Consider the following 22364-nt stretch of genomic DNA (forward strand, 5'->3'; position numbering starts at 1 on the left):
ACGGTGCTCCTCACGGGGTTTCGCTGGCGGGGGCGGCCGGGGCCGGGGTGGAGCTCTCGAGGGCTCCGTTGAGATAGACCTCGGCGCGGCTGGGAACGACGTGGTTGTCCGTCGGCACCCTCGGCGATTCGGCAAGCGGCTTCACCAGGCGCGGCGTGATGACGAACATCAGCTCGGTCTGCTCGTTCTGGAATTCGGTGCTTCGGAACAGCGCTCCCATCACCGGCACTTCACCCAGGCCCGGATAGCGCTTGATCGTCTCGTTCACGTTGCTCTTGATGAGCCCGGCGATGACGAAGCTCTGTCCGTCGTTGAGCTGCACGGTGGTGTCGGCGCGCCGCACCGTCAGCGAAGGCAGCACTGCAGTGACGCCCGAGACGGTGGTGAAGGGAGAACCGGTCTGCGTCAGGTCCGACACCTCGGACACCAGCTTGAGGTTGACCCGGTCGCCATTGAGCACGGTCGGAGTGAACTTGACCCCGATGCCGAACTCCTTCTCTTCCAGCGTGATGTTCGTCCCGCCGCCGCCGGCGGCGTTCTGCGCCACCGGAATGAAGATCTTGCCGCCCGACAGGAAGCTGGCCTGCTGTCCGCTGATGGCCATGATGTTGGGCTCCGCGAGGATGCGCACCAGCCCGTCGTCCTTCTGGCCGTCGATGGTCAGCGAGGTGCGCCCGATGCGCAGCGCCTGCGCCAGGCCGGCGCCGGTGCTCAGGAAATTGGAGATCAGCGAGTAGTTGTTCAGGCCGCCGTTGCCGGTGCGCGCAATGCCGACGCGCGAACCCAGCCGGTCGAGCAGCGTCTTGCTGACCTCGGCGATCTTCACCTCGAGCATCACCTGCTGCGGCGTTGCGACGCGCAGCAGGTTCACCACCTTCTTGCCGTCGGCGCCGTAGGCCGAGGCCAGGTTCATCACGTCGTCGAGCTTGAGCGCGTCGCTGATCTCGCCGGTGAGAACGATGGACTTCTCGGCACTGCGAACGCGGATGCGCCGCTCGTCGGGCATCAGCTCGGCCAGCTTGGCCTGCAGCGCCAGCGGATCGATGGTGACGATCACGTCCTTGATGTAGCAGGTGCCGTCGGCGCTTTGCAGCACCACGTTCATCGAGCCTGCCTGGCGGCCGCGGAAGAACAGGTCGGTCGGGCTCAGCAGCGTCACGTCGACGTCCGCGATGCCGTCTCCGGCGTTGGCATTCGCGGCCTGGGCCGGCGGGGGCTGCATGCCAGCCGGCACGGCGGCGGCGGCGGCGGCGGGCACGGCGGCCCGGGCCGGCGGCTGGCCGCTGACCACGATGCGCACCACGCGCGCCTTCAGTGGAATGACGACCGACTTGCCCAGCACCGCCTGTGTAGGCTGGTCGTCGGGAATGATGGCCGTACAGCGGCGGCTGCTGCCCGGTCCGGTGTTGCCGGACGCAGCCGCGGCGGCGGCTGACGTCGAGGCGACTGCTGCCGTGGGCATGGCGCCCGTGGCGGCGGCGGTTGCCGCGACCTCCGCGGCCATGGCGGGAGTCGCCGCGGTCGCGATGGTCGCCAGCAGGCTGGCGAGTTTTGTGGAGATATGGCGCACTTGGTGTTCCTCCTGTCGTTTGGGGTCAGAAGCAGGTGAGCGAACTGCCCGAGTGCTGGATGACCTCCACGCACTGGGAAGCCGGCTGAGCGGCGGGGCCTGCGTGACGAACACGCGGGCGGGCGGGAGCCGGCGCTGCGGCGGTGGAGACCTGCACGATCTCCTTCGCGCCGAAGAGCTGGCCCTTGGTGATGCCGTCGGTGGCGACGGTGGTCTTGTCCATCTGGTTGCGAAGCACCAGCGACAGGGTTCCCACGCTGCGGGCCAGGTCGAGCTTTTCGGAGTCCTCGAGCGAGAGCTCGAGCGTGACGGCGCTCACGACCTTGGGCTTGGTGTCGTCGCGGTTGGCTTCCTGCGCCACCGCCAGCACCAGCACCTTCTCGAGCACGGTCTTGCTGATCTGCAGCGCTTCTTCGCCGCGGCCCTTGTCCTGCTGGGCGTTGACCATCACGTCGACGTAGTTGCCCGGCAGCGCGAAGCCTGCGACGCCGACCACGTCGTTGACGCGCACCGTCATGGCCCGTTTGCCGCTGGCGATCACCGCCGAGAGCCCGCCCTGCGTGCCCACCGGTGCAAGCTTGCCCTCCATGAGCGCCTCGCCGCGCAGCACGCCGACTTTCACCACGCGGTCCTGCAGCGCCTTGATCTCGCCGAACGAGCCGTTCGGCACCGAGCCGCTGGGCCAGTCGACCGTGGTGAGCATCTGCGCGTTGACGCGGCTGCCCAGTTCGATGTCGACCGCCGCCACCACGACCTTGTTGGACGCGATGCCGCCTTGCCTGGAGATCCAGCCGGCCGCGTAGACGGCTGCCGCCAGGCCCGTAAGCAGGGCCAGAAGGATCAGCCCGATCGCCTTGATGTTCTTCATGTGAACCTCCGTCGCAGGTAAGAGATGAGAGGGCTAGACGTAGCCCAGCTGGTGCGCGAGCACTTCGATCGCGGTGCCCACTGCGATGCAGATGCCGTAGGGCAGCTTCCCCACGGACTGGCTGGCATCGATGCGCCCCGAGGGGCGAATTCCGGCGATGCTGGAGAACATCACGCCCTGTGCGGCGTCCTTGACGTTGGCCAGCATGTGTCCGACGCGGCGGCGGTGGATGGCGAAGCCCATGGCCGCCACGCCGCCCGCAATGAATGTGAAGAGCACGGCCATCAGCGTCTGCTCGGGCCCGATGAAGGCGCCCGACATCGCCATCAGCTTGACGTCGCCTGCCCCCATGACCCCGATGACGTAGAACGGCACCATCGCCGCGAAGCCGACGCCCAGTCCGCCGAAGGCGCTCGCCGCCCCGGCCATGGGCGTGCGCGCGGCCAGCGTGCCGTAGACCAGTGCGAAGAGCGCGCCGCCGAAGGTCAGCCAGTTGGGAATACGGTAGAAGCGCCAGTCGCTGACCGCGGCCACGGCGAGCAGCGCGAGCAGAGCGACGGTGCGAACGTCGGTGACCAGCATCGCCAGCAGTTCGAGAACGGCGTCGAGTTCCTGCATGATGGGCTCCACGGGTTCAGGCGCTGCGCCGGATGGCGAGCAGCAGCAGGAAGCACACGACCATCACCAGCGCTCCGATCAGCGCGAACTCCATGAACGACATTCCTGCGTCTTCGCGCAGAAGGTTCATGAAGGTCGTCGGCAGCAGTGCGAGCGGTTCCATGCAAATCCCCCAGTTGTCGTTGCCGGCCTGGAGCACCTGTTGCCCGGCATGGGCAGAGGCGTTGGGCCTTGGGGATGACTGTAGGAATCGCGGCGTTTCCGCACATGAGCGGAGCGCCCCTTTTTGAGGGAGTCAAATCCCCCGTGGGCGCGGGCTTGCGGGCATGACAAAGCACCCGGAACGCGGCGTGACAAGCGGCCGATGGCCGAATGGCCTATCGCCGCCCGCCGCGCCGCAGGAGGGAATTCAGGGAATGCTGCGCGCGACCACGCCGAGATCGCGCCATGCCTCGGGGTGGCAGCTGAAGACCAGTATCTGGTGGCGGGCCGCCGCGTCGTACAGCACCCGCTTCATCTGCCGCAGGCGCTCCTCGTCGGTGTTCACCAGTGCGTCGTCGAGGATGAGCAGGGTCGGCTTGCGCGCTTCTCTCAGCAGGTCCGCGTAGGCCAGCCGGGCGACGACGCCCATCTGCTCGCGAGCGCCCACGCTGAGCTCTTCGAAGGCGCCGCTTTGGGCGCCGCGCAGCCCTTGCCGCGTGATGCGGCCCGGCGAGAGATCGTCGCCGACCTCCACCTGCGCGCCGGGGAAAAGAATCTGCAGGTAGTGGTCGAGATGCTTCTGCAGCGGCGCGCGCAGGCGCTGCGCCAGCGCCGAGCGCTTCTCGCGCAACAGCTTCAGCAGACGGTCGAGCGCCCTCGCCCGCCGTTCGAGTTCCGCGCAGCGCCGCGTGGCGTGCTCGAGCTCGCGCTGCGTCTCCGAGGCTGCCTCCTCGTGGCCCAGTGCGCCCAGAGTCACCAGTTCGACCTCCAGCTTGGTGATCTCGGTGGCGCGCTGGTTGTGCGCGGCTTCGGCCTGCCTGACGCTGCGGTCCAGCCGTTCAACGTCCTGCGCGAGCACCGGCAGGTTGATGGTCCGCAGCCGTTGGGCCAGCTCGGCCACTTTGTCCTGAATGGCCGACTGCTGCGCCAGCGCATCGGTCAGCGCGCCGCCGGCTTCCGTCTTCCTGCCGGCCCGTGCGGGGTCGTCCAGCGTGGCCTTGACCGCCGCGAGTTCGTCCTCGGCGGCCTTGACCTGTTCGCGTGCGTTCCCGGCCGCCACCTTCGCGTCGTTGAGCGCGGCGGAGGCCGTTTCCAGCGCGGCGCGCGCGGCGACCTCCTGCGACTCGGCCTGAGCGCTCGAGAGCGGCACCGCATCGTTCGCGGGTGCGGGCGGCATGTCCTGCAGCACCTTCCTGGCTTCCGCGAGCCGGGCCTCGCGCGTCGCCATGTCCGCGGCGAGCGCGCCCAGCCCCTTGGGCGCCAGCGCAGCCAGCACGGCTTCGGCCGCGGCGGCTTCGCTCTTGCGCAGAGCCTGCTGCCGCACGCGCTCCTCGACAGCGGCGACGCTTTCGGCGCGCAGGCCCTGGAGCAGCGCAGCGAGTTCGTCGCGTGCCTGGTCACGTTCGATGGCGAGGCTTTCGAGATCCGCGCCGCCCGGCAACACGGTGATGCGGCCTACGCCTTCGATCTCGATGTCGGTTCGCGCGATGACGGTCCGCCGCGTCGAGCCGGACAGCTCCTCGCCGGCCACGCGCACTCCGGCCGAAGGCTGAAGTTCGAACTCCAGGGCCGTAGCCACTGCGTCCAACCTGGCCTGCGCCGTGCGGAGCGCGTCCGCGCAATGCCGCAAACGCCTGAGTTCGCCTTCCGGCACTGCGAGCGCCTGCGCCTCGGCCTGCAGGCGCGTGACCTTCTCCTGCTCGGCCTTCGCCTTCTCGTGGCTCTGCGAGAGAACGGCGAACTGCTCGGCCAGGCTCTCGACGGTTTTCTCCTGCGCAACGCGTGACGCGGCCTGCCGCGCAAGGCGAAGGGCTTCACGCGCCGCGGCATCGGCCTTCGCCGCCGCCGCATGACGGGGTTCCCAAGCCTGGAGTTCGCCGATCGCCCTGGCGAGACCTTCCTGCGTCGCCTGCAGGTTCTTCTCCCGCTGGCCGAGCGTCGCTTCCTCGCGCTCCATCGCCTGGAGCTGGGTGCGCCATGAGCTCACCTGTGCGCCGATCTGCTTCAGCGCGGCCTCCTGCGCGGTCTTCTTCTGGTCCAGTCCCTTGGCCTCGTCCAGCCGCTGCTGCGCGACGACCAGCTGCTCGCGCAATGCCGTCCATGGCTTGGCCGCCTCGTCGCGCTGATGGTCGCGGCGCAGGCCGGAAAGGCGGTCCACGCCGGAGCGGTAGGCCTCGACGTCGGCAAGCAGTTCTTCCAGCCTCTCTTCGAGTTCCCCCCGCAGCTTGTTGGCGTCCGCGTAGGCACCGCGCGGCGTGCCGGTGGAGGGTGTGAGCAACTCGTTGCGCTCGGCCTCCACTGCCTTCAGCACCGCGTCGCCGTTGCTGGCGGCCAGTTCGCCCAGCGACTCGCCGAGCGCGTTGCGCAGGTGGTCGCTGGCGAAGCCCACCGCGCTGGCGATGTCGTGTGAAGTGCCCTGCCTGATCCATAGCAGGCCCGGAATGCCCATGTGCTCGGGCGTGCTGGCGCCCTTGCCCGGAAAGCGGAAGCCCAGCAGCGCCGCCAGGTGGTCTTCGGCCACCGCGCCGTCCATCGGCCTGCCGTCGATCACCAGCTCGCAGCGCTTCTTGCCGAGGAAGGCCTTGGTGAGCCGGCAGGGCTTGCCGTCGAGTTCGAAATCGACTTCCACCATGGGCGTGGCCGAGCTCTCGCCCCATGGCCGCATGTGCTCGACGGCGCTCGACCGGTGCCGCTCGAAGAAGGCGGCGCGTATCGCCTCGGCGACGGTGGACTTGCCCGATTCGTTGGGGGCCGCGAAGAGGTTCAGCCCGTCCGTGAGGCCGTCGATCTCGAACGGCGCGCGAAACAGCTTGAAGTTCTCGATGCGAAGCCGCTGCAGCTTCATGCTCATGCGCCGGCTCCCGCGTGCGAGGAGCCCTGCTGCGCGCCGAGGATGCGCGCCAGCGTGAGCAGCGCGTCGCGGGCCAGTTCCGCGTCTGCGTCGCCCTGTTGCTCGCGCAGTGCCTGCAGCGCCTCGCCCACGAAGCCGTCGGCGTGCAGCGCCTGGATGTCCTCCTCGGTCGGTTCCAGCCGCAGCGCCTCGCCTTCCCACACCAGCGCCCGGGCCCGGGCGCGGGCCGCATCGAGCGCGACGCCCAGCCGGTTATGGCCGGCGAGGTCGCATGTGCCCTGGGCGCGCAGCTGCAGCACGTCGGCGCTGCCGATCTGCTCGAGCTTTCGCACCAGTTCGTCGATGTCGGAGGGCACGGCGAGCCGCGGTTCCCATTGCTGCCAGTCGAACTGGCCGACACGCACGGGCTCGACCGCCGGCACCGCGCCTGCGCCGTCGATGGCGACGAGCAGCGCCTGGCCCGAATCGTTGGCGCGGAAGCGATCGGTCTCGGGCGTGCCCGCGTACCAGGTGCGATCGTCGATCTGCCGCGTGCCGTGCCAGTCGCCGAGCGCGAGGTAGTCGAGCCGGGCCTGTGCCGCGCGTCCGGCGGCGATGGGGTTGGCCGAGTCGATGTCTTCCGACAGGATGCCCTGCACGCAGCCATGCGCCAGTCCGATGCGGGGCAGGCCCTCCTCGTCCGGTTCGGCGGCGAACCAGTCGGTGAGGTCGCCATAGGTGTGGCGCTGCGTGAGGGGCGCGGGCAACAGCGTGAACTTGCCCGCCACCTTGTGGGGCCTGGGCTCCAGGCAGCAGACGATGTTCGGCGCGACGGCGCCCAGCCGCTGCGCGCGGCTCCAGACGGATTCGCTCAGCGCCGAGTCGTGATTGCCCGGGATCAGCAGCCAGGGCCCCTCGAAGCCCTGCATGGCGTTGAACATGCGCCGGATGGTCTTGTCCGACACGGTCTGCAGGTCGAACACGTCGCCCGCGACCAGCACTGCGTCGACCTTGCGCTCGGCCGCGATGGCGGCCAGCCGCTCCACCGCCTTGAAGCGCGCCTCGAACAGCGCAGCGGCGTCGTCGGGTTCGAACTGGGAGAAAACGCGGCCGATCTGCCAGTCCGCGGTGTGGAGCAAAGAAATCATGCGTCGTGGCCCCCTTTGCCTACCGCGTCTGCATACGTCATTCCAGAAGAGTGCGCATCTTAGATGGCGCGCGCTCCGGTCCGACGTCGACCGCCGCCCCGTGCGGGGCGCGGACGGCTAGGCGGTCGAGTCGGCCGTGGCGGCGCACTCTTCGAGCAGCGCGGCCGCCTGCGTGACCTGCACGACGATCTGCGCGCGCAGCGGTCGCCAGTCCAGGCTGAACGGGGCGATCAGGAACCACTGCGTGGTCAGAGCCAGCGCGCTGCCGAGAATGAGGAACACCCAATGCACGACTTCCATCTACGCCCCCTTGTACAGAATCAGGAGCGGAAGTCTGCGTACTTCGCAGGCGTTGCGGTATCGCCAATTCGGGGGATGTCGTTCGCCAGAGAGAAAGAACAGAACGCGCGGGGACGCGTCCTGCCCCGGCCGTGGCCTTGCCTACCGTGCCGGCAGGTACTGGCGTGGATCGACGGCATTGCCGCGGTAGCGGATCTCGAAGTGCAGCTTGGCGCGTCCGCCGTCCGGGCTGCCGATCTCGGCGAGCTTCTGCCCCTGCTTCACCTGCTGGCCCTGCTTGACCTGCACCGAGCGCAGGTTGGTGTAGACCGACATGTAGGAGCCGCCGTGGTCGACCATCACCACGCTGCCGTAGCCGCGCAGCGTTTCCGTCACCGCCACCTTGCCCGCGCCGATGGAGGCCACCGCATCGCCGGTGTTGCCGCCGATGTCGACGCCCTTGCTGCTGGTGCCGTTGAAGCCCGCGATCACCTGGCCCGGCGCAGGCCAGGCCCAGTCGCTGCGCCTCGACGCGGGCGGCGCGGCCGGCTCCGGCGCCGCGGACCTGGGCGGCCTCGCGCGCTCCGGGCGTTCGGGACGCTCCGCGCCGGGGCTCCTGCCCGGGGACGGCTCGGGCGATGCGCCGGAAGAAGCGCCGCCGCCCGGCGGCACCACGCGCAGCACCTGTCCTGCTTCCAGCTTGTCCGGATCCTGCAGGTTGTTCCAGCGTGCGATGTCGCCCGGCGAACGGCCGGCCTTCGACGCGATGCGGTAGAGCGTGTCGCCCGGCTGGACGACGTATTCGCCCGGCCCCGCCACCGGTGCCTTGGGAGAGGTGGAGCACGCCGCCACCATCAATGCCGCGGCCAGCACCATGCCGGCACGCCAGTTCCTTCCTGTCACAACAACCACTACCGGATTCCTTCCTGGATGACCTGAATCTCGCGCGCCCCGGTTTCCGGGACCGCGCTCGAAGAATCCGGGAGGCTACCAGCAGTGGCCGGGCGTTCAGCCGACCGCGGGGTTTTTCGCGCCCGTTCGCCTCGCGATGCACATCAGAGAAAGCGCACTCGAGGGCGCGCCGGGGTCGCGGCCCGACAGCAGGCTGCCCATGCGGTACTTCCATTGCATGGGGCCGGCTTCCCCGCGGAGGACGCGGGCTCCTGCCTGGTGGTTGTGCGGATGCACGCGGACCTCGAAGCCCAGCGGCATCAGCGTGGATTCGAAGAGTTCCCTCGTCACGCCGTCGCCGGGCCGGTGATGTATTTCGGTCCGCAGCCCCCACGACTGCTGGCTGCCGGTCTTGTGGAAGCCGCGCCCCATCACGCGGTAGACCCACAGACGCGTGTTCCACAGCATGCGGGCCAGTCCCCGGTAGTCCCACGCCGTCAGCTGCGGATCGTGGTCGGTGATCAGCAGGCCGTCGGGCTTCACCAGGCGGGCGCCCTCCTCCAGCACCGCCTTCATGTCGTCGCAGTGGTGCAGCGTGGCATTGATGGCCACGATGTCCGCCACCTGCGAGCGGAACGGCGTGTGCGCGGCGTCCGCCAGCACCGCGATGTAGCCCTCGATCGCGGCCAGCTCCAGGGAGCCCGCGGCCACGTCGACGCCGACGAGCAATTTCGGCCTGCCGCCCAGCGTTGCAAATACATTGCCCGGCCCGCAACCCAGGTCGATGACGACCTTGTCCGTCCAGTCACCGCCGGCGGCCAGCCAGCGGTCTCGGAAGTGCCCGTCGCGGTGGCAGGAAGCCAGATATTCCCTCGCCCAGGCCTCATTGCCGAAGTAGATCGCGTTGGCGGTCAATGCATCTGAATTACCGGGAAGAATTGATTCCAGATAGTTGCCGCGGCGCTCCAGAACTACATCGGGTAATAGGATGTCGCTGAGCATTTACGGGTTCCGGTGAATTGGATTTTGCGCAATCGGCGCGCTCTCACCAGTTTTTTCGATTTCTTGATTTTGTACAGATATTTCTTATACGGTTACAGGCATCGGCAATTCATAACAGTCGGCTCCGGGAGGATGTTTCATTTTTCGACACACTTCCTCGTGCACTTTCCGCATGGCCCACAGGCGAAGCGAGGCCCGCACCCGAAGCAGTGGTGCGGTGACCGGTCGATGCGGTTTCCCCCTTGTTCCCCCTGAGTTCTCCCCAGGAGTACCCCTCCTCGAACGGGCCTTTCGGCCATCCGGAGCGGGCCGCCGGGCCGCTTTTCCTCCTCCGATCGCTCATCAGTTACCTCGTACTGGACGATTCGGGTAGTACGTTTCAGAAATAACCTTATCCAGTTGTAACCGGGGCCTAAAGTACACACATCGGCTGCGGGAAACACCCTAGGATGAAGACACGAAAAAACAGCTTTCTGCTTCTTCATTCTTAATTGAGCGAATGGATTTTCCATTCGCCCAATTACTTTTGGCGTATTTCTTTTGGGATACTTACGTGGAAATTCAAACTGTTTCGCAGGCAGGCCAAGGCGATCCGGAGCTCTCTCTGGAAGACCTGTTCGTGTCGCGATCCAATTCGAAAGGATCGGCCAGCCGCCACGTCGCCTCCACCACGCTCTCGCCCCATTTCGCCCGCAAGCTGGCCGGCTCGCCGGCCGTCGGCGGCCAGTTGCCCGACACCCTCTTCGCCGGCGCATGGCTGCTTCTGCAGGCTCGCTGGCTCGGAAGCCTCTGGCCCGTGCTGGATGAAGCAGGCACCGGGCAGGAGCCGCCTGCGTGCTTCTCGACCACCGTCGCGTTCGACACCACCATGGCCGCGGGCCCCTGGCTCGCGGAGCTGGACCTCGGCCGCCGCGGCGCGCCGAAGACCGCGCATGCCGCCCCGTCGCCCGCCTCGCTCTGGCTGCGCGGGGAAGCAGGCATCGAAAGCGCCGACGCCCCGCTGCGGCTGCGCTTCGACGCCGCCTCTGCATCGCTGCACGCCGACGCGGCGCCCGGCCTGATGGACCCCGCCGCAGTCGACGCGCTGCTCGCAACGCTCGCCGACACCGCCGAAGACCTGCTCGACCGCCCCGATGCAGCACTCGGCGACATCCGCACGCTGCCTCGAGCCGACAGCGCCGACCAGCTCGGTGCCTGGAACATCGCCCTCTCCCCGATCGACTCCGCCCTCACGGTGCCGGCCGTGTTCGCCCTGCAGGCCGCTGCAACGCCCGACGCCATCGCCCTCGCCCAAGGCGAGGCGCAGATGAGCTACAGCGACCTCGACCAGCGATCCGACGATCTCGCACGGCGCCTCCAGACCCTGGGCGTCCACGCTGGCGACGGCGTCGGCATGCTGCTCGACCGCTCGATGGCGGCCATCGTCGCCCAGCTCGGCATCCTCAAGGCCGGCGCCGCCTATGTGCCCGTGCCCACGGACTACCCGCCCGAACGTATCGCCTACATGCTCGACGAGGCCGGCGCGCACCACGTGCTGACCGCGCAGGAGCACCGCCACCTCATCCCCCCCCATCACGGCGTTTTTCTGGTCGACGAGCACCAAGACAACGAAAACCGTGGTTCATGGAATTTCCCGGCCATCGACGCGGAATCGGTGGCATACGTCATGTACACCTCGGGCTCGACGGGCACGCCCAAGGGCATCGAGATCTGCCATCGCTCGATCCTGCGGCTCGTCGTGGGCGTGGACTACGTTTCGCTCGCCCCCGGCCTGGCCATGCTGCATGCGGCCCCGCTGGGCTTCGACGCGGCCACGCTGGAAATCTGGGGCCCGCTGCTCAACGGCGGCCGCTGCGTGATCCATGACGAGCGCGTGCCCACCGGTGCCGGGCTCGCCCGCACCATCGCGCGCCACGGCGTGCACACGGCCTGGCTCACGGCCGCGCTCTTCAACGCCGTCGTCGACGACGACCCGGCCCATCTTTCGGGTTTGCTGCATCTCTTCACCGGCGGCGAGGCGCTCTCCGTGCCGCACGTGCGCCGCGCGCTGGCCGCACTGCCCGGCCTCGCGCTGAGCAACGGCTACGGCCCGACCGAATGCACCACCTTCGCGGCCACGCACCGCATCGCGTCGCCGCTCCCGGAAGACCTGCGCTCGGTTCCGCTCGGCCGCCCGATCAAGGACACCGTGCTGCGCGTGCTCAGCCCCTCGATGGCGTTGCTGCCGACCGGCTTCGTCGGCGAGCTCTGCATCGGCGGCCACGGGCTGGCCCGCGGCTATCTGCGGCAGCCCGCGCTCAGCGCCGAGCGCTTCGTGGCCGACCCCTTCGGCGGCCCCGGCGACCGGCTCTACCGCACCGGCGACCTCGCGCGCTGGCTGCCGGACGGCACCATCGAATTCATCGGCCGTCGCGACGGCCAGGTGAAGATCCACGGCCACCGCATCGAGACCGGCGAGGTGGAGGCGGCGATCCTCGCGCATCCCGGCGTGCAGTCGTGCGCGGTGGTAGCCCGGCCCGACGGCAGCGGGCAGCTGCGCCTCGTGGCCTATCTGGTTTCGCACTCTGGAGAAGAGAAGCTCTCCTGGGAGGCCCTGCGCGCTCATCTCGGCGAGCGCCTGCCCGCGGCCATGGTGCCGGCCGCCCAGGTGTGGCTCGAACGGCTTCCCGTCACGCCCAACGGCAAGCTCGACCGCAAGGCGCTGCCCGAGCCGGCCGGCGAGCGCCCCGAGCTCGCGCAGCCTTTCGAGGAAGCGCGCGGCGCCATCGAGCAGCAGGTGTGCGACGCCTTCGCGCGCGCGCTGCGCATCTCGAAGGTCGGCCGCAACGACAACTTCTTCGACCTCGGCGGCGATTCGCTGCTGGTGCTCCAGGTGCTGGCCGATCTCCGGCGCGGCAGCGGCACGCCGCTGTCGACCAATCTTTTCTTCCGCAATCCCACGCCAAAAGCAATGGGTGCGCGGATGCAGCCGGCGGGTGATCAGCCCGCCACGGCCGCTGCGGCCGATTTCAAGGATCGATCGACCGCAGCGGCCACCCTTCCCCACGACGCGCTTCATGACGCCGTCGCCCTGATCGGCACCGCCGGCCGCTTCCCCGGCGCGGCCGACGTCGAGCAGTTCTGGGACAACCTCGTCGCGGGCCGCGACACCATCAGCTTCTTCGACGACGCCACGCTGGACGCCGGAATCGGCGAAGCCCTGCGCAACGATCCGGCCTACGTGCGCGCACGCGGCGTGATCGACGGCATCGAGAACTTCGACGCCGCCTTCTTCGGCATCGGCCCGAAGGAAGCGCAGCTCATGGATCCGCAGCAGCGCGTGTTCCTCGAGATCTGCTGGGAATGCCTGGAGCGCGCCGGCTACGTGCCGGACGCCGCGCCGGGCCCGGTGGGCGTGTACGCCGGCATGTACAACGCCACCTACCACCAGCGCCACGTGAGCACCCGGCCCGACCTGGTGGAGCCGGTGGGCGAGTTCCAGGTGATGCTGGCCAACGAGAAGGACTACATCACCACGCGGGTGGCGAACCGGCTCAACCTCACGGGCCCGGCCGTCAGCGTGCACACCGCCTGCTCGACCTCGCTGGTGGCCGTGGCCCACGCCTTCCATGCGCTGCGCACCGACCAGTGCTACATGGCGCTGGCGGGCGGCGCTTCCGTCACCTGCCCGCCGCGCAGCGGCTATCTCTACAACGAGGGCTCGATGCTCTCGCCCGACGGCCACACGCGCAGCTTCGACGCGCAGGCCCGGGGCACCGTCTTCAGCGACGGCGCGGCCGTGGTGCTGCTCAAGCGGCTGGCCGACGCGCAGGCCGACGGCGACACCATCTACGCCGTGCTGCGCAGCGCCTGCGTCAACAACGACGGCGGCGCCAAGGCCAGCTTCACCGCGCCCAGCGTCGACGGACAAGCCGCGGTGATCCGCGCCGCGCTGGCGGCGGCCGACGTGGACGCGCGCAGCATCTCCTACGTCGAGGCGCACGGCACCGCCACGCCGATGGGCGACCCGATCGAGGTCGAGGCGCTGGCCGTCGCCTATGCCGAGCACACCGACGCGCTCGGCTACTGCACGCTGGGCTCGGTCAAGAGCAACGTAGGCCACATGGTCACGGCGGCGGGCGCGGCCGGGCTCATCAAGACGGCACTGGCGCTGCACCACGAGCAGATTCCGCCGACCGTGCATTTCAGCGCGCCGAACCCGTCGATCGACTTCGCGCGCACGCCTTTCCACGTGACCTCGAGCCTGCAGCAGTGGCCCCGCGCCGCCCAGCCGCGCCGCGCGGGCGTCAGCTCCTTCGGCGTCGGCGGCACCAATGCGCACGTCATCGTCGAGGAGGCGCCGCCCCGGCCGGCCTCGCCGCCCGCCACGGGCGAGCAGGTGCTGCTGCTTTCGGCGCGCTCCGAGACCGCGCTCGCCGCGGCCGCCGGGCAGCTCGCATCGCACCTCGAAGGCCATCCGGAGCTTCCGCTCGCCGACGTGGCCCACACCCTCGCGGTCGGCCGCAAGGCACACGCCTTCCGCCGCGCGGTTGTGGCCGGCAGCACGGCCGATGCCGTGGCCTCCCTGCGCGACACCGGTTCGACCGGCACCGTCAGCGGCCGCGCGGCCTCGAGCGAACCCCAGCTCGTGCTCATGTTCCCCGGACAGGGCGCGCAGTACGCCGGCATGGGCCGCAACCTGCGTGCGAACGACCCGGTGTTCGCCGCCGCCTTCGACGACTGCATGGCCGCCCTCGAGGGCGTGACGGATTTCGACCTGCGCGAGCGCATGTTCTCGGACGACCCGCAGGCGCTGTCGCCCACCGCCGCCACGCAGCCAGCGATCTTCGCGCTCGAATACGCGCTCGCCCGGCGGCTGCTGGCGCTGGGCGCGCGGCCGCATGCGCTGATCGGCCACAGCGTCGGCGAATTCGTCGCGGCGGTGATCGCGGGCGTGATGCGCCTCGAAGACGCCGCCCGGCTCGTGGCTCGCCGCGGTGCCCTCATGCAGGCGCAGCCGGCCGGCGCAATGCTGTCGGTGCGCCTTGGCGCGGCCCAGCTCATCGAGAGGCTGGGCCCGCAGCTTTCGCTGGCCTCCGAGAACGGCCCCACGGCCTGTGTCGCGGCCGGCCCCTTCGATGCCATCGCGGCGCTGCAGTCCGCGCTGGAAGCGGACGGCATTCCGAGCCGCCCGCTGCAGACCTCGCACGCCTTCCACTCGGCCATGATGGACGCGGCCGTCGCGCCCTTCGAAGCCCTGGTGGCCAAGGTGGCGCTGAGCGCGCCGCAGACCCGGATCTATTCCACGCTCACCGGCAAGCCGCTCGGGGATGCCGAGGCCACGAGCCCGTCCTACTGGGCCAGGCACCTGCGCGGCACCGTGCGCTTCTCGCCGGCCGTGCGCTGCGCGATGGCGCAGACGGCGAACCCGCTGTTCGTCGAGGCCGGTCCGCGCAACACGCTTTCCACGCTGGTGCGCCAGCACGGCGCGAGCAACGCATTCGCACTGCTGCACGTGGAGCCCGGCGGCATGGCCGACGAGGCCCGCACCCTGCGCCTGGCCCTCGGCCGTCTCTGGACCTGCGGCGCGGAAATCGAACTCTCGCGCCTGACGGCCCGCGCCGGCGCCCAGCGCGTACGCCTGCCCACCACGCCCTTCGAACGCAAGCGCTGCTGGGTCGACATCGCTGCTGCCGTTACCTCTTCCCCCGACGTTTCCGTCGCCGCCGCGCCCGCCGCCGCGGCGACGCCATCGCCCTTCGTCCCACCCGTTTCCCTGGAGCCGATCGTGACCGCTGCAACGCCCTCGCCTCTTCCTCCTCCCTCCGCCGGTTCGTCCGTCGACACGCGCCTGCGTGCGCTGTTCGAGGACATCTCGGGCCTCGACATGGCGCAGGCCGAGGGCCAGGCGCCCTTCGGCGAGCTCGGCCTTGACTCCCTCACGCTGACGCAGGCGGCCACGCAGATCAAGAAGCACTTCAAGGTGAACGTCAGCTTCCGCCAGCTGATGGAGAACTATCGCGGCTTCGACGCGCTCTCGGCCTTCCTGCGGGAAAGCCTGCCGCCTGAAGCTGCTCCGGCGCCGGTCGCCGCACCGACGACCTCGATGACTGCTGCGATGACCGCTGCAACGGCAGCTCCGGTGGAAAGCGCAGTCGCCATGCCGCTGCGCATGCCGCAGGCGCTGCCCGTGTACATGCCCGCACAAGGCGTCGTCGCGGGCGAAGGACAGCTGTCTCAGCTGATTTCGCAGCAGATGGAATTGATGCGCCAGCAACTCGCATTGCTGTCCGGCGCGGTTCCCGCGGCGCCGCTCGCGACGCTGCAGGCCGTGCCGGTGCAGGCGGTCCCGGCAGTGGCCGCGACCCCGGTTGCAGCCACCGCGCCCATGTCCAAGTCCGCCGAAGAGCCCGCGCAGCCCGTGCGCTACGACGTGAGCAAGGCCTTCGGCGCCATCGCCCGCATCCACACGCAGCGCACCGCCGAGCCCAGCGGCCGGCAGAAGGCGCGGCTCGCGGCCTTCGTCCGCCGCTACGTGGAGCGCACGCGCAAGAGCAAGGAATTCACCGAGGCCAACCGTCCGCACATGGCCGACCCGCGCGTGGTCAACGGCTTCAGGCCGATCACGAAGGAGATCACCTACCAGATCGTCATCGAGCGCTCCAAGGGCTCGCGGATGTGGGACCTCGACGGCAACGAATACGTCGACGCGCTCAACGGCTTCGGCATGAACATGTTCGGCTGGCAGCCCGACTTCGTGCTCGAAGCGGTGCGCCGGCAGCTCGACGCCGGCTACGAGATCGGCCCGCAGCACCCGCTGGCGGCCGAGGTCACGGCACTGGTCTGCGAGCTCACCGGCAACGACCGCGCGGGCCTTTGCAACACCGGCTCCGAGGCCGTGATGGCCGCGCTGCGCATCGCGCGCACCGTCACCGGCCGCAGCACGGTGGTGGTGTTCACCGGCTCGTATCACGGCACCTTCGACGAGGTGCTGGTGCGCGCCGGCAAGGGCGGCAAGGGTCTTTCGGCCGCGCCGGGCGTGATGAGCGGCATGTTCGGCGACATCCGCGTGCTCGACTACGGCACGCCCGAGGCGCTGGACTTCATCCGCGACAACGCGGGCGACCTCGCCGCCGTGCTGGCAGAGCCGGTGCAGAGCCGCCGCCCCGACTTCCAGCCGCGCGAGTTCCTGCACGAGCTGCGCGAGATCACCGAGAAGAACGGCTGCTGCCTGATCTTCGACGAGGTCATCACCGGCTTTCGCACCGCCCTGGGCGGCGCGCAGGAGCTGTTCGGCGTGCGCGCCGACCTCGCCACCTACGGCAAGGTGATCGGCGGCGGCTTCCCGGTTGGCGTGATCGCCGGCAAGCGCGAGTTCATGGATGCGCTCGACGGCGGCGCCTGGCAATACGGCGACGACTCGATCCCCGGCGTGGGCGTGACCTACTTCGCGGGCACCTTCGTGCGCCACCCGCTCGCGCTCGCGGCGGCGAAGGCCTCGCTCATGCACCTGAAGGAAGCCGGGCCGGCGCTGCAGGCCGGGCTCAACGCCAGCACCACGGCCATGGCCGCGGAACTCTCGGGCTGGTGCAGGGAAGTCGGCGCGCCCATCGAGGTCCGCCACTTCGCCTCGCTGTGGCGCGTGAGCTGGCTCGAAGACCACCCGCTGCAGGACCTGCTCTTCGCCATGATGCGCAGCCGCGGGGTCCACATCCTGGACAACTTCCCGTGCTTCCTCACCAGCGCGCACAGCGCCGAGGACATCGCCTTCATCCAGCGCGCTTTCAAGGAATCGGTCGCGGAGATGCAGGAGTCCGGCTTCCTGCCGCGCCGCGCGATTCCCGTCACCGGCTTCGACATCCACAAGCCAGCCGAGGAAGGCTCCGTGCTGGCCCGCGACATCGACGGCCAGCCCTTCTGGTACGTGCCCGACGCGGCACCCGCCAGTCACTCCCTCGTCAATGGAAAGGCCGCAGCATGAACGCCGTTCTCAAGCCCACCGCGAGCGGTGGGGTCGTCGAATCCATCATTGCGACCACGGAATCGCAACGCGAAGTCTGGCTCGGCGCCACGCTGGGCACCGAGGCCTCGATGGCCTACAACGAATCGGTGGTGCTGCGCCTGCGCGGGGAACTCGACCAGACGGCCCTCTCGCGCGCCATGGACCGGCTGCTCGCGCGCCACCAGGCACTGCGCTCCACCATCTCGCCCGACGGCACCTGCATGCTGGTGAGCCAGCCTCGCGCGAACGTCATGGTCGGGCACGACCTGGCCGCGCTGGAGCCCGAAGCCCGTGTCCAGGCGCTGCGCGACGCGCACGAGGACGCGGTCTGCACGCCCTTCTCGCTGGAGCACGGCCCGCTGTTCAGGGCGGTGCTCTACCGGCTCGGCAGGGCCGAGCACGAACTGGTGATGTCCGCGCACCACGTGGTGTGCGACGGCTGGTCGTGGGCGGTCATCACCGAACAGCTGGGCCACCTGTATGCCGAGGAAACCGGCACCGGGCTGAAGCTCAAGGCGGCGCCGCTCTTCGCCGACTTCGCCGCCGAGGAAGCCGCCGCCGCGGCGCACCCTGACATGCAGGCGCACGTCGACTACTGGCTGGGCCGCTTCCCCGGCAGCACGCTGCCGGTGCTCGACCTCCCGCTGGACCGCCCGCGCCCGGCCGCGCGCACCTTCAATTCGCTTCGCGCCGAGCGTCTGCTCGACAAGCGCCTGGTCGGCGCGGTGCGCACGACGAGCACCAAGGCCGGCGTCAGCCTCTTCACCGGCCTGCTCAGCGGCTTCGTCGCCACGCTGCACCGCCTCACGGGGCAGGAAGACATCGTGGTCGGCATTCCCGCCTCGGGCCAGCTCGCGCACGACATGCCCGGCCTGGTCGGCCACTGCGTGAACCTGCTGCCGCTGCGCCTGGCCGCGCGCGCCGGCATGCGCTTCGATGCGCTGATGGACGAATGCAGCACCGCCGTGCTCGACGCCTTCGACCACCAGGCGCTCACCTACGGCGCGCTGCTGGGCCAGCTCTCCCTGGAGCGCGACCCGAGCCGTCTGCCGCTGGTGAGCGTGGCCTTCAACGTCGACCCCGACGTGGCCAGCAGCGCGCAGGCCTTCACCACGCTCGACGTGGTGCAGGACACCATCGCCCGCCGCTACGAGAACTTCGAGCTGTTCGTGAACCTGCGCCCGCTCGACGGCGGCCTGATGGTGGAGGCGCAGTACAACACCGACCTCTTCGACGAGGTCAGCGTGCAACGCTGGCTCGACATGTTCGCGTGCGTGCTGCAGTCGGCATCGCACGAGCCCGACGAAACGGTCGGCAGGCTAGAAGTGCTGTCGGCCGACGCCGTGCATGCGCTGCTCGCCTTGCAGCCCGCGCGGGTGCCGCTGGTCGGCGCGCCGCTGGCGCATGCCGGCTTCGTCGCGCGCGCGCCGCTGCAGCCCGACCGCCCCGCGGTGCGCGACGGCGCCCGCAGCTGCAGCTACGGCGAGCTCGAGTCGCTCTCCAACCGCCTCGCCCGTGCGCTGCGTGCGCGCGGCGTGGGCCGCGGCCAGCGCGTGGGGCTGTGCCTGGAGCGCAGCCTCGAGATGGTCGTCGCCATGCTCGGCGTGCTGAAGGCCGGCGCGTCCTACGTGCCGCTCGACACCGCCTTCCCGCAGGCGCGGCTGGACCACTACGCCAGCGACGCGAAGCTCGCGCTGATGCTGACCTCGTCGGACATCGCGGTCGCGCCCCGCGACTGGCGCGGCGACGCGAGCCAGCGCATCTTCGAGATCGACCGCGACACCGAATGGCGGCGGCTCTCCGGCGAGGCCCTGCCTCCCAGCGCCGACGACCCGCAGTCGGAAGACGCCGCCTACGTGATCTACACCTCCGGCTCGACCGGTCTGCCCAAGGGCGTGATCGCGCATCACCGCGGCGTGGCGCACCTGCTGCAGTGGATGCAGCGCGAGTCGGGCATCGGCCCGGCCGACCGTATCGCCGCCGTGACGACGCTGTCCTTCGACATGGCCGTGCCCGACCTGCTGCTGCCGCTGGCCGCCGGCGCCGAGCTGGTCATGGTGAAGCGCGAGGTCGCGATGGACGGCAACCGCCTGTCGCGTGCGCTCGACGAGGAACAGATCACCCTTCTGCAGGCCACCCCCGGCATGTGGCAGCTGCTGCTCGACGCCCAGTGGGCCGGCGGCGCCCCGGGCTTCCGCGGCTGGACCGGCGGCGAAGCGCTGCGCCCGAGCATGGCGCTGGCGCTGTGCGAGCGCATGGAAGGCCTGTGGAACGGTTATGGACCGACCGAGACCACCGTGTACTCCACGGCCTGGCACGTGCGCCCGAACGAGATCGCCTCGCGCGGTGTGTCCATCGGCAGGCCCGTGGACAACACCGAGATCTGGATCCTCGATGCCGACCTGCAGCCCTGCCCCATCGGCGTGCCCGGCGAGATCTGCATCGCGGGCGAAGGCGTCTCGCTGGGTTACCTCGACCGGCCCGAGCTGACCGCCGAGCGCTTCGTCACGGTGCGCATCTTCGGCACGCCGAAGAAGATGTACCGCTCCGGCGACCGCGGCCGCTGGCGCAACGACGGGCTCCTCGACCACCTCGGGCGGCTCGACTTCCAGGTGAAGGTGCGCGGCTACCGCATCGAGCCCGGCGAGATCGAGGTGCGCTGCTGCGAGGTGGAGGGCGTCTCGCGTGCGGTGGTGATCGCCCGGGAGGACAACCCCGGCGACGTGCGCCTGGTCGCGTACCTCGCGCTCAAGCACGACACCGGCTTCGACCTCGAGACCCTGATGGTGCACCTGCGCAAGCACCTGCCCGCCTTCATGCTGCCGCAGCACGTGGTGACGCTCGACATGCTGCCCAAGCTGGCCAACGGCAAGATCGACCGCGTCGCGCTCCCGCCCCCGCAGGCGGTGGCACGCGACGAGATGCGCCGCGGCGCGGGCCCGCGCAACGAGCACGAGCGCAAGGTGCTCGCGCTCATGGAGAAGGTGCTGAGCCTGCCCGGCCTCGACATGCACGACGACTTCTTCACCATGGGAGGCCATTCGCTGCTGGCGGCGCGCCTCACCACGCTGCTGAGCCGGGAGTTCCAGGTCACGCTGCCGCTGCGCTCGCTGTTCGAGTCGCCCACCGCCGAAAAGCTGGCCGCGGCCATCCAGGCCCTGCAGGGCGCGGGCGTCGGGCTGCAGGCGCCGATCGGGCGCAGCGCCGGGCGCACCACCGCACCGCTGACGATGGCGCAGGAGCGCATCCGCTTCATGGAGCAGCTGCATCCGGGCCGCTCGGTCTACAACGCGCCCTCGGCGCAGCGGCTCACGGGGCAGCTCGACGCGGCGCGCTTCGAGGAAGCGCTGCGCCAGATCATCCGCCGCCAGCCCTCGCTGCGCACCCGCATCGACATCGACGCCGACAGCGGAAAGCCGATGCAGGCGATAGCGGAGTCTGCGGAATTCACGCTGCCGCTGGTCGACCTGTGCGACCTGCCCGCCGACCAGCGCGAGGCCGAGCTGGCAGAGCGCATGCAGGAGCTGGCTGACCGGCCCATCGACATCCACGCCGCGCCGATGATGCACGCGACGCTTTTCCGGCTGGACGACAACGAGCACGTGTTCCAGTTCGTGCCGCACCACCTGATCTGGGACGGCTGGTCCTTCGACCTGATGCAGCGCGAACTGGCCGCGTTCTACGACGCAGCCGAACGCGGCCGCCCGCACAACCTGCCCGCGCTCATGACCACCCAGGGCGACTACGCCCAGTGGCTGGAGAAGTGGCTGACCGAGCCCGCCTGCGAGGAGCAGCTCGCCTTCTGGCGCGGCCGCCTCGAAGGCGCCAGGGCCGTGCGGCCGCCGGTGACCGACATGCCCCGGCGCGCCGGCAAGAGCGGCCAGGGCGGCGCGCACTGGATCCACATCGACCTGCAGAGCACGCAGCGGCTGCGCGAGATCGCCCGCGACATGGACGTGACGCTGAGCATGCTCACCTTCGGCGTCTACGCGCTGACCATGGCCCAGGTGACCGGCAACGAGGCGATCGTCATCGCCAACCCGGTGCGCGGACGCCAGCAGGCCGAGACCGAGGACGTGATGGGCTTCTTCAACAACGTGCTGCCGGTCTCGCTCACGGTCGACCGCTCGCTGGCGCTGCCCGCCTTCATGCGCTACGTGAAGCAGGAACTGCTGTCGATGATGAACAACCAGCAGGTGCCGTTCGAGCGCCTGATGGCCGAGCCGGGCTACGCGGGGCAGATCAAGACCTCGGGCCCCTACCAGTCGATGTTCTCGTTCCAGGACGCGCGCGAACGCACGCGCTCCATCGGCAGCCTGCAGACCCGGCAGATACACGTGATGCAGCACGGCGCCACCGACGACATCGGCGTGTGGCTGATGGACAAGCCGCACGGCCTGGAAGGCGCGCTCATCTACAACGCCGACGTGTACCTGCGCGAGACCGGCGCCCAGCTGCGCGAGCGGTACCTGGAGGTGCTGCGCCGCGTGGCCGAGGAACCCGGCGCCACGCTCGAGCGGATCGCCGACGCCGAGGGCTCGACCAGCGCGGCCTACCTGCGCAAGCTGGCCGCGAGCGACACGGGCAGGAGTGCCGCGGCCGGCGCCGCCAACGGCGAAGCGCCCAAGGCGAAGCAGAGCCAGCTCGAGCCCGAGCAGGCGCAGCTCGCACTCATCTGGGCCGGCGTGATCGGCATCGACGTCAACGAGATCCGCGCCAGCGACAACTTCTTCGACCTCGGCGGCGATTCGCTGCTGGTGCTGCGCGCGGTGCAGCAGGCCGCCCAGACGCTGGGGCACCGCGTGGAGCCGCGCCGCTACCTGTTCGAGAACCTCGGGCAGATCGCCTCGTCGCCGCGCGACGCCGGCGAAGGCGTGCCTTCGGATCTCGCCGAGCTGGCCGCCGGCTCCGCTGCGCATGCGCCGCGCGGCGGACTGCTCGGCGCCCTCGGCGGCTGGCTGCGCAAGGGGTGACCA

Annotated in this window: 11 protein-coding genes; 2 read left to right on the plus strand and 9 right to left on the minus strand. The window is 69.9% G+C overall.

The annotated features are described in order from the left end of the window. Nucleotides 1-10: 10 nt before the first annotated feature. From BMY35_RS01240 to BMY35_RS01275, 9 genes are all read right to left on the minus strand, one after another. Nucleotides 11-1504 carry a type II and III secretion system protein family protein gene (locus tag BMY35_RS01240; protein ID WP_371287125.1) on the minus strand — a complete coding sequence of 498 codons (1494 nt, stop codon included), beginning with the start codon at nt 1502-1504 and terminating at the stop codon, nt 11-13. Nucleotides 1505-1595: 91 nt separating this feature from the next. Continuing rightward, entirely contained in the window at nt 1596-2438 is an 843-nt protein-coding gene (gene cpaB / locus BMY35_RS01245; protein WP_093195177.1) for a Flp pilus assembly protein CpaB, read from the minus strand. Nucleotides 2439-2471: 33 nt separating this feature from the next. Beyond that, on the minus strand, nt 2472-3056 hold the full coding sequence (locus tag BMY35_RS01250; protein ID WP_093195178.1) for an A24 family peptidase: 585 nt from the start codon (nt 3054-3056) through the stop codon (nt 2472-2474). Between the two features lie 16 nt (nt 3057-3072). Then, nucleotides 3073-3219: a hypothetical protein gene (locus BMY35_RS38230; protein WP_177213553.1), complete on the minus strand. Its 147-nt coding sequence runs from the start codon at nt 3217-3219 to the stop codon at nt 3073-3075. A 246-nt stretch (nt 3220-3465) separates the two neighbouring features. Next, a complete protein-coding gene (locus tag BMY35_RS01255) occupies nt 3466-6108 on the minus strand; it encodes an AAA family ATPase (RefSeq protein WP_256227947.1) in 2643 nt (880 codons plus the stop codon). After that, on the minus strand, nt 6105-7235 hold the full coding sequence (locus BMY35_RS01260; RefSeq protein ID WP_093195180.1) for a metallophosphoesterase family protein: 1131 nt from the start codon (nt 7233-7235) through the stop codon (nt 6105-6107). The genes BMY35_RS01255 and BMY35_RS01260 overlap by 4 nt, the downstream gene beginning before the upstream one ends. 117 nt (nt 7236-7352) lie before the next feature. Continuing rightward, nucleotides 7353-7535: a hypothetical protein gene (locus BMY35_RS01265; RefSeq protein WP_093195181.1), complete on the minus strand. Its 183-nt coding sequence runs from the start codon at nt 7533-7535 to the stop codon at nt 7353-7355. Nucleotides 7536-7676: 141 nt separating this feature from the next. Continuing rightward, nucleotides 7677-8426 (minus strand): peptidoglycan DD-metalloendopeptidase family protein, encoded by a 750-nt coding sequence (locus BMY35_RS01270; RefSeq protein ID WP_256227952.1) that lies wholly within the window; start codon nt 8424-8426, stop codon nt 7677-7679. A gap of 96 nt (nt 8427-8522) precedes the next feature. Continuing rightward, nucleotides 8523-9407, minus strand: coding sequence for a class I SAM-dependent methyltransferase (locus tag BMY35_RS01275; protein ID WP_093195182.1), 885 nt, complete (start codon nt 9405-9407; stop codon nt 8523-8525). 499 nt (nt 9408-9906) lie between these two features. On the opposite strand from BMY35_RS01275, the gene BMY35_RS01280 reads away from it, so the two are divergent. Further along, nucleotides 9907-17367 (plus strand): type I polyketide synthase, encoded by a 7461-nt coding sequence (locus tag BMY35_RS01280; protein ID WP_093195183.1) that lies wholly within the window; start codon nt 9907-9909, stop codon nt 17365-17367. Further along, nucleotides 17364-22361: a non-ribosomal peptide synthetase gene (locus tag BMY35_RS01285; protein ID WP_093195184.1), complete on the plus strand. Its 4998-nt coding sequence runs from the start codon at nt 17364-17366 to the stop codon at nt 22359-22361. Before BMY35_RS01280 ends, BMY35_RS01285 begins: the two co-directional genes overlap by 4 nt. Nucleotides 22362-22364: the final 3 nt, after the last annotated feature.

Source organism: Variovorax sp. YR750 (assembly GCF_900109805.1).
Lineage (GTDB): Bacteria > Pseudomonadota > Gammaproteobacteria > Burkholderiales > Burkholderiaceae_C > Variovorax > Variovorax gossypii.